Source organism: Blautia luti (assembly GCF_013304735.1).
Taxonomy (GTDB): Bacteria; Bacillota; Clostridia; order Lachnospirales; family Lachnospiraceae; genus Blautia_A.
Map to the genome: position 1 here is coordinate 94617 of NZ_JAAITI010000011.1, position 8383 is coordinate 102999.

The window sequence follows — 8383 nt, forward strand, 5'->3', positions numbered from 1 at the left end:
GCCCTTTTTTTACTTTAACTGGATCAAGGCCGGGAATCCCGGCTTTTTTTATTTATGGAAATATTCGGGTGGTGTGACAGATCCAGAAGGAGGAAAAATTTATGTATCAGTTAAAAACAGAAGCAGATTTCGATTCGGCACACTTTTTGTCCGGTTACACCGGCAAATGTTCCAATATCCATGGCCATCGCTGGCATGTGGAGATTGAGATCGAAAGCCAGAAGCTGGAGAAAAACGGTCAGGAGCGCGGGATGCTGGTAGACTTCGGAGATCTGAAAAAGGATCTTCGGGAGCTGGCAGATTCCATGGATCACACGCTGATCTATGAAGAAAATACATTACGTCCGAAAACGCTGGAAGCACTGGATGAGGAAGGCTTTCATCTGGTGAAGGTTCCTTTTCGCCCTACAGCAGAGAATTTTTCAGAGTATTTTTTCAGAAAAATGGAAGAAAAGGGCTATCCTGTAAAAAGAGCTGTTGTTTACGAAACACCAAATAATTGTGCAGCTTACCGGGAAACGGAAGAAGAAACGGAGGCGGTATGGCTATGAGTACCTATCAGGTTGTAGAGAAATTTGTCAGCATCAACGGAGAGGGCAGACGGGCAGGAGAGCTTGCCGCTTTTATCCGGTTTAAGGGCTGCAATCTTCAGTGCAGCTATTGTGATACCAGCTGGGCAAATGAGCCGGGATGTGAGAGTGAAAGGCTGACAGAAGAAGAGATCCTTTCCTGGATCCGTGAAACAGGCGTAAAAAATGTGACACTTACAGGCGGGGAACCACTTTTACGGAAAGGCATGGAGGAGCTGATCGAGGCAATCCTGGAGGATCCATCCCAGCGGGTGGAGATTGAGACTAATGGAAGCGTAGATCTGAAGCCTTATCATATATTAAAAAAACGTCCGTCCTTTACCATGGATTATAAAGCACCGGACAGCGGCATGGAAAAAGAGATGCTCCTTTCCAATCTGGAGCTTCTGGGCAGTGAGGATACGCTGAAATTCGTGGTCAGTAGCCGCAGAGATATGGAAAAAGCCCTGGAAATTCTGGAAAAGTACAGGCTGGTCGGAAAAACGGCAGTTTATTTCAGCCCTGTATTTGGCAGGATCCAGCCGGTGGAGATCGTGGATTTCCTTATGGAAAAAAAGCTCAACGATGTAAAGCTTCAGATCCAGCTTCATAAGGTGATCTGGGACCCGCAGAAACGGGGAGTATGACAGGAAAACATATCACAATATAACAAGAAATACCGCAGAAAAGGAGAACGCTATGAAAGCACTTGTACTTGCAAGCGGCGGTGTGGATTCCACCACCTGCCTGGGGCTTGCCGTAAACAAATATGGAAAAGAGAATGTAATTGCATTAACAGTAGCTTACGGACAGAAGCACACAAAAGAAATTGAGGCTGCCAGAAAAACAGCAGAATATTACGGAGTGGAGCATCTTTATCTGGATCTGGAGCCGATCTTCCGGTACAGTGACTGTTCGCTTCTGAAGCATTCAGACAGAGAGATCCCACACGAAAGCTATGCAGAGCAGCTGAAGGAAACCGATGGCTCACCGGTTTCAACCTATGTGCCGTTCCGGAACGGATTATTTCTTTCCTCGGCAGCAAGTATTGCGCTGTCAAAAAACTGCAGTGTGATCTATTACGGAGCACATGCGGATGATGCAGCCGGAAATGCATATCCGGACTGCAGCAGTGCGTTTCACAATGCGATCAACGAGGCGATCTATCAGGGAAGCGGCGGCCAGCTGAAGGTTGAGGCGCCTTTTGTCAGCTGCACAAAGGCAGAGGTCGTAAAAACCGGACTGGAGCTGAATGTTCCTTATGAACTGACCTGGAGCTGTTACGAAGGCGGCGAAAAGCCCTGCGGTGTGTGTGGAACCTGTATTGACAGAGCAGAGGCATTCCGGCTCAATGGAGTGAAGGATCCGGCACTTGACAGATAGATCGGATCATAAATATCCGTTTGACCATAGAAAGGAAAAAATATGAGCAGAGAAAACCTGGAAAAAGAAGGGATCACCCTTCTCGGAAATCAGAAAGTAAAATATCCGGACAATTATGCTCCGGAGGTACTGGAAACATTTTTGAACAAGCACCCGGACAACGATTACTTTGTAAAATTTAACTGCCCGGAATTTACAAGCCTTTGTCCCATTACCGGACAGCCGGATTTCGCGACGATCACGATATCCTACGTACCCGGTGAAAAAATGGTGGAGAGCAAATCTCTGAAGCTGTATCTTTTCAGCTTCCGCAATCACGGAGATTTTCATGAGGATTGCGTGAACATCATTATGAAGGATCTGATCCGTCTTATGGATCCGAAATACATTGAGGTCTGGGGAAAATTTACGCCGAGAGGTGGCATTTCCATTGATCCCTACTGCAATTACGGAAAAGCCGGAACCAGATGGGAGGAGATTGCCTGGAAACGTCTGACAGAGCATGACATGTACCCGGAAAAGATCGATAACCGGTAGAAAAACTAAAAGTCCCTGTTTTCACTGCGAAAAGCAATGAAAGCAGGGGCTTTTTGTTTAGGTGCGCCTAGCGGCGCAGGTTTATCTTTATGACAGCCGGATGCACTCCGATTCTGTGCCAAACAGATCAGCGATCACATCGTGCACGGTTTCGATCTTATCTGCCATATAGGCCTTTGCTCCGCAGAACAGCAGGCCGTTTTCCACGTCGCCCTTTACGGCGGCGATCAGCTTGTCTGTAATGCAGTAAGGGATCTCGCCGGGGGAACATTTGGCAAGGCAGCGGTGGCAGGGACTGTGCGGGATTTTTTCACCGGCCATGACGTGCTGCATGAAGGGATTCATAATGGCACGTCCCGGCATACCTACCGGACTTTTTACAATGGCAATGTCGTCCTTTGCGGCGTGGATCAGGGATTCTTTCAGCCGGATGTCTGCGTCACATTCTTCCGTTGGGATAAAACGGGTGGCAACCTGAACGCCGTCCACACCAAGATCAAGGACATGCTTTACATCCTCGTGCGTGGCGATGCCGCCGGCAGCTACTACAGGGATTTCCGTGCCGAATTTTGCGGCATAGCTTTTTACAGTCTGGACGATCTTTCGGATCTCATTGTCGTAGGCTTCCGGTGTATAGGAATCCAGCTCTTCCTTGTGGAAGCCCAGATGACCGCCTGCCTGGGGACCTTCGATCACCACAAGGTCTGCAGTGCGCTTGTACTTTCTTTCCCAGTATTTCAGGATAACCTTTGCAGATTTGTCCGTTGAGACGATGGGGGCAATCTTTGTTTTGCTTCCGCTGACAAGAGCAGGGAGCTCTGTAGGAAGTCCTGCACCGGAGATGATCAGGTCAGCGCCGGCATGGACAGCGGCTTTTACATGAGATGCGTACTCCTTCAGTGCAACCATGATGTTGTAGCCGATGATACCGTCAGGAGAAATCCTGCGTGCTTTTTTCATCTCGGACAGGATAGCCCGCTGGTTGGCTTCTTCGGTATTCCGGTCGAAATCCTTTTCCCGGTAGCCGATCTGAGCGGTGGAAATGATTCCAATCCCGCCTTCCTTTGCAACGGTGCCTGCCAGACGGCCAAGGCTGATACCAACGCCCATTCCACCCTGGATCAGGGGAAATCTCGTAAGTTTATCACCGATTTTAAAATTCTTCATAATGATCAGATCCTCACATTCATTTGCTTTCACTAAATAATTTTAGTATAAAATAGTTTTATCATCAAAGTATATCATAACAGGGGAATTTGTCAATGTATATGTAGGAAGGTTGAATCAGGGAGATGTGATGATTTGTCGGTATAGCTTTTCGGAATAAGAAAAGGGTGAGCTGACAGCATTATGCTGAGTAGTTTCACCCTTTTTATGTGTGATGAAATTTTAAACTGTAAAGCAGTAGACAGTGGTCGAAATCCCTCTGACAAAATCAGAACTTAAACAGATTCAGTCCGATATCCTCGCTGAACTCACGACCGATCTCTCCGTCGATCACCTGGATCTGGATCTCGGCGGTAGCACTGATGATGGCACGGTTCAGATGACCGCCGTGTACAAGGCCTTCTTCGTCACCGGCTGCGATGTGGAGATGAAGATAAACTTCGCCGTCTTTACGGGTAACGGTACCGGTAAGAGAAACAATCTCATAAGCTCCCTGAAACTGAATAGAGTGATATTCCTTTGTTACGGTGTTGTATACGCCAGCAGTGAAATCATTGATGGCGCCAAGGCCTGTGACCTGTGCAAGGCGGATGTTCTCTTTCTCTGCAACCTTGCCGATCTCCTCCAGGATCTCTTCCTTCGGATCAAGTCGAAGATAGATCGTGTTTCCAAAACGTTTGTATTCCATGATAAAAAACCTCCCTGTAAATTTTTTGATTTTCCTATTGTCTGAGTATGATTCCAGTATAATACATTCCTGTTTTTATTCAATAGTTACATTGATCAGATTACAGCACTTCCGGAAATTACTGCATCATGCCCTGTCCAATTTTTTCGTAGAGTATATTGCAGATAATTTCGAGAAAAACTGAGAAGAGACATACTTAAAAATAAGTATATCTACCAGAAACTAATCATAAACAGCCAGAAATTAAGAATTGTACACATTGGCTGACCGGGGTACAATATAAGCAATTCAAAAAACAATTAAACGAAATGCAAAGGCGCATTTGTTGTAGAAATACAGCGAATGCGCCTGTTTTTTTACCTGAATGAACGCAGGATGCAGATGCAGATCGCGGGATGATTTTCAGAAAGAGAGGGAATGTATTATGGCAAAGAGTGAACAGGTAATCAAAGATCTTGACAGAGTAATCGGACTGATCAACACAGATATGAAAGATATTCCTGCAGAGGAGAAAAAACAGATGGTAGCAGATACCATCGATCATTTTGACAACTACGTAAGCCCGGGCTGGCTGAAATACCGTAAATCTGTTTCTTCTGATTCTGAGCAGGGTGCGGTTCTTGAGTGGCAGGATGAAGGTGCTTACTGCTACGGATTAAATGGAGAAAAATTCATCGACTGTCTTGGTGGATTTGGTATTTATACCTGTGGTCACAGAAATCCGGAGATCCTGAAAACGGTTAAAGCACAGCTGGATCATCAGGCGCTCCATTCTCAGGAGCTTCTTGATCCCCTTCGTGGATATCTGGCAAAAGCTCTTGCAGATATCACTCCTGGTGACCTGCAGTACTGCTTCTTCACAAACGGCGGTGCAGAGGCTGTTGAGATGGCTCTGAAACTTGCACGTATCGCAACTGGCGGAAGATGGTTCATTTCCACAGTGGGCGCTTTCCACGGAAAGAGCATGGGTGCCATCTCCATGGGTGGTAAGAGTACATACCGTACACCATATACTCCAATGGTACAGCAGGTACAGCATGTACAGTACGGTGTTGCTGATGATGTTAGAAAAGCAATCGTAAACCTTCAGGCAGTTGGTGAAAAAGTTGCCGGTGTGATTCTTGAGCCGATTCAGGGCGAGGCTGGTGTTATCGTTCCTCCGGCTGGATATCTTCAGGAGGTTCGTGAGATCTGTGATGAGACTGGCGTAGCGCTGATCTTTGATGAGATCCAGACTGGTATGGGACGTACTGGTACCATGTGGAGATGTGAGGCAGAGGGCGTTACACCGGATATCATGACTTATGGTAAAGCTTTCGGTGGTGGTATCATGCCGATTACTGGTATCATCTGCAAACCGAAGATGTGGGTTCAGGATCTGATTGACAACCCATGGCTTCTTGGTTCCCCGACATTTGGTGGAAACCCGGTTTGCTGTGCAGCTGCTATCGCAACCATCAAATATATGCTTGAAAATGATATCCCGGGTGTCTGCAAGCGTAAAGGTGAGATCCTGAAAGCCGGACTTTTGAGCCTTGCAGAAAAATATCCGGAGATCATCCAGGAGGTTCGTGGTACAGGTCTTATGCTTGCTGTTGAGTTCCATACCTGTGAGCTTGGTTATGAGACTGCAAAGGGTCTGTTTGCAAGACGTGTCATGACAGCCGGTACTCTTGTTAATGCAAAAACAATTCGTTTTGAGCCTACAGCTGTTATTTCCGAGCAGGATATCAAGGACGTTATTTCCAGAATGGATGAGGCTCTTGCTGATACAAAGAAAGCACTTAATGTATAAAATATAACGGGATTTTTCCGAAAGGGATGATATTATAAGATGAGTTTATGCAGAATTGAAGTCATCACAAGCCTTGCGAAATTTTCCAGCCTGAAGTCTGCGCTCAGCAAAGCCGGTGTCAGAGGTATGACGGTTATGCAGGTGCTTGGTTGTGGTGTGGAAAAAGGTACCCGTGAGTATGAAGTGGATGAAAATTATGAGATGGAGCTTCTTCCGAAGCAGCAGATCAGTGTTGTGGTAAAAAAGGAGCAGGTGGATAAGATCGTGGATGTGATCAAGCACGAGCTTTATACCGGTCATATCGGTGATGGTAAGATTTTTATCTATGATATTGACAATGTGATCCGCGTGCGTACTGGTGATGAAGGGGCAGATGCTTTATAGATGATGGATTGCGGATCATGGAAGGATGGTCTGTATTATAGAGCAGGCGAGGGTGTCCGCGGATGAAGCGGATCCTCGCCTGTTTTTATGCTGGATATTTTTTATGACTTATGTTTATATAATGCGAATGTCCATTTCATTATAGGGGAGGTGCTTGGGATTATGAGTGAAGATAAGAAATTAGGATTGGGAAGTGTTGTATCTATATCAGTAGGTTTGGTCATTGCCACAAGCTGTCTGGTTTCCCTTGGACAGGGTGCAGGTACTGTTGGCGTTGTGTTTGTTTTTTCTATGATCATTGCCTGCCTTTTAAATATGACTACGGTGGCTTCGCTTTCGGAGCTGAATGCGATTATGCCGAATACGACGGGTGGTCTGGCACAGTATACTCTGGCGTGCCTTGGGCCTTTTCCTACATTGATCTCCATGGTTGGTGGGTATCTGCTCTGTAATATTCTGTCATCTGGTGTGGAGGCTTCGATTTTTTCCTATGCGATGGCCCAGACGATCCGGCTGCCGATTCCAAGTATCGGGTATACGCTGGTGATGACGATTGTGATCATGATTGCGAATCTTCATGGCGTGGATATGTTTGCAAAGATCCAGGATCTGGTTGCGTTTCTTTTGGTTGGTTCTATGATTATCATGGGGCTGATTGGTATGTTTAAGCTGGGCACGGGTCAGGTAGTTTCTCAGCCGTATACTATGGCTACGAAGCCTTCAGAGCTGTTTTCTGCTACGGCTACGGCGTTCTGGCTGTTTATCGGGGCGGAGTATGTGATCCCGGTTTCCAAGAGTGTTAAGAATGCGAAGAGGAATGTGCCTCTTGGTATGATTATTGGTCTTGCTCTGATCTGTGGTGTGCAGTCGATCATGGTGTTTGGTTTTCATAATTATACTCCCTGGCAGGAGTTGATGGATTCTCCAGCGCCGCATTTGCTTTACGGGGAAAATCTTCTTGGCAGTGTGGGGAAAATCTGGATGACTCTGGTGGCTGCGCTTGCGGTTGTGAGTACGCAGAATTCTACGGTGAATGGGCTGGCGAGTATCTGTCAGGGTATGGCGAAGATGAATATGATGCCGAGGATTTTTGCGAAGACGAATAAGCATGGGGTTCCGTGGTTTGGGGTTGTGTTTGTCAGTGTGACGATTTTTATTTTTGCATTGATCAGTAATAATTCTTCTTCTATTATTTCGTTTTTGATTCTGGTGGGGTCGGTGTTCTGGATGATTTCTTATGTTTTGGCGCATGTGGATGTGTTGATTCTCCGGAAGAGGATGCCGAAGGTGCCGAGGAGTTTCAAGGTTCCTTTTGGGCCGGTGTTTCCGGTTATTGGTATTGTGGGGACTTGTTATATGATTTTGAATATTTCTTCGGATCCTGTGGAGAGGAATTTGATCTGGTTGGTGGTTTTGATCACTTTTCTGGTTTTGGCGGTTTATTCGTTTTGGTGGATTAGGACTAGGATGAAGATGCCGGTGTTTAGGAGTGTGCCGATTCAGAAGGTTATGGCGATGGAGAATGAGTTGTTTTATACGATTCGGAAACGTCGGGGGATCTGGAGGTAATATTTGGATATTTGGGAGGACGCTGCCTGGTGGGTGGCGTTCTTTTTGTGTGTGGGAGGGACAGAAAAGCGGACGCCAGAGGGAGAGGATATCGGCCCGGGCAAGGACTCCGTCGGGGGATACAACTAGGGTTCCGTGAGGGTGGAGAGAAAGAGGTACGCCAGAGGGAGAGGATATCGGTCCGGGCAAGGACTCCGTCGGGGGATACAACTAAGATTCCGTGAGATGGCTAAAAGCATTGCGGCAGGGCCAGAACTCGCCGTTGGCTCAAACAGCTGACCCTGCCGCAAT

At 46.7% G+C, this 8383-nt stretch carries 9 protein-coding genes; 7 read left to right on the forward strand and 2 right to left on the reverse strand.

Features of this window, described 5'->3' with window-relative positions; all coding sequences use genetic code 11:
- The first annotated feature begins 101 nt into the window (after positions 1-101).
- Genes queD through queF form a run of 4 tightly spaced genes read left to right on the forward strand, consistent with a single transcriptional unit; the run spans position 102 to position 2489 of the window.
- Positions 102-551 carry a 6-carboxytetrahydropterin synthase QueD gene (queD, locus tag G5B06_RS08275; RefSeq protein ID WP_092071623.1) on the forward strand — a complete coding sequence of 150 codons (450 nt, stop codon included), beginning with the start codon at positions 102-104 and terminating at the stop codon, positions 549-551.
- On the forward strand, positions 548-1216 hold the full coding sequence (gene queE, locus G5B06_RS08280; protein ID WP_059086406.1) for a putative 7-carboxy-7-deazaguanine synthase QueE: 669 nt from the start codon (positions 548-550) through the stop codon (positions 1214-1216). Before queD ends, queE begins: the two co-directional genes overlap by 4 nt.
- Before the next feature lie 19 nt (positions 1217-1235).
- Positions 1236-1952: a 7-cyano-7-deazaguanine synthase QueC gene (queC, locus tag G5B06_RS08285; protein WP_256164017.1), complete on the forward strand. Its 717-nt coding sequence runs from the start codon at positions 1236-1238 to the stop codon at positions 1950-1952.
- A 42-nt stretch (positions 1953-1994) separates the two neighbouring features.
- The gene (gene queF / locus G5B06_RS08290) at positions 1995-2489 is read left to right on the forward strand and encodes a preQ(1) synthase (protein ID WP_015526640.1); all 495 of its coding nucleotides are present in this window, start codon (positions 1995-1997) and stop codon (positions 2487-2489) included.
- An 87-nt stretch (positions 2490-2576) separates the two neighbouring features.
- On the opposite strand, the gene G5B06_RS08295 is transcribed toward queF, so the two are convergent.
- Together G5B06_RS08295 and G5B06_RS08300 are read right to left on the reverse strand one after the other, a co-directional pair.
- Positions 2577-3656, reverse strand: coding sequence for an NAD(P)H-dependent flavin oxidoreductase (locus G5B06_RS08295; protein WP_021652910.1), 1080 nt, complete (start codon positions 3654-3656; stop codon positions 2577-2579).
- A 268-nt stretch (positions 3657-3924) separates the two neighbouring features.
- Entirely contained in the window at positions 3925-4344 is a 420-nt protein-coding gene (locus G5B06_RS08300; RefSeq protein WP_148448351.1) for a PPC domain-containing DNA-binding protein, read from the reverse strand.
- A 424-nt stretch (positions 4345-4768) separates the two neighbouring features.
- Between G5B06_RS08300 and G5B06_RS08305 the strand changes: the two genes are divergently transcribed.
- The 3 genes from G5B06_RS08305 (at position 4769) to G5B06_RS08315 (ending at position 8092) form a co-directional block, all read left to right on the forward strand.
- A complete protein-coding gene (locus G5B06_RS08305) occupies positions 4769-6139 on the forward strand; it encodes a putrescine aminotransferase (protein WP_148448353.1) in 1371 nt (456 codons plus the stop codon).
- Positions 6140-6178: 39 nt separating this feature from the next.
- Positions 6179-6523, forward strand: a complete 345-nt coding sequence (locus tag G5B06_RS08310; RefSeq protein WP_021977944.1) for a P-II family nitrogen regulator — start codon at positions 6179-6181, stop codon at positions 6521-6523.
- Between the two features lie 162 nt (positions 6524-6685).
- Positions 6686-8092: an APC family permease gene (locus G5B06_RS08315; protein WP_173762918.1), complete on the forward strand. Its 1407-nt coding sequence runs from the start codon at positions 6686-6688 to the stop codon at positions 8090-8092.
- The last annotated feature ends 291 nt before the right edge of the window (positions 8093-8383 follow it).

Bases quoted from the DNA above. Each gene is read 5' to 3' on its own strand.
- queD (WP_092071623.1), top strand. From the start codon at position 102: ATGTATCAGTTAAAAACAGAAGCAGATTTCGATTCGGCACACTTTTTG.
- queE (WP_059086406.1), top strand. From the start codon at position 548: ATGAGTACCTATCAGGTTGTAGAGAAATTTGTCAGCATCAACGGAGAG.
- queF (WP_015526640.1), top strand. From the start codon at position 1,995: ATGAGCAGAGAAAACCTGGAAAAAGAAGGGATCACCCTTCTCGGAAAT.
- G5B06_RS08295 (WP_021652910.1), bottom strand. From the start codon at position 3,656: ATGAAGAATTTTAAAATCGGTGATAAACTTACGAGATTTCCCCTGATC.
- G5B06_RS08300 (WP_148448351.1), bottom strand. From the start codon at position 4,344: ATGGAATACAAACGTTTTGGAAACACGATCTATCTTCGACTTGATCCG.
- G5B06_RS08305 (WP_148448353.1), top strand. From the start codon at position 4,769: ATGGCAAAGAGTGAACAGGTAATCAAAGATCTTGACAGAGTAATCGGA.
- G5B06_RS08310 (WP_021977944.1), top strand. From the start codon at position 6,179: ATGAGTTTATGCAGAATTGAAGTCATCACAAGCCTTGCGAAATTTTCC.
- G5B06_RS08315 (WP_173762918.1), top strand. From the start codon at position 6,686: ATGAGTGAAGATAAGAAATTAGGATTGGGAAGTGTTGTATCTATATCA.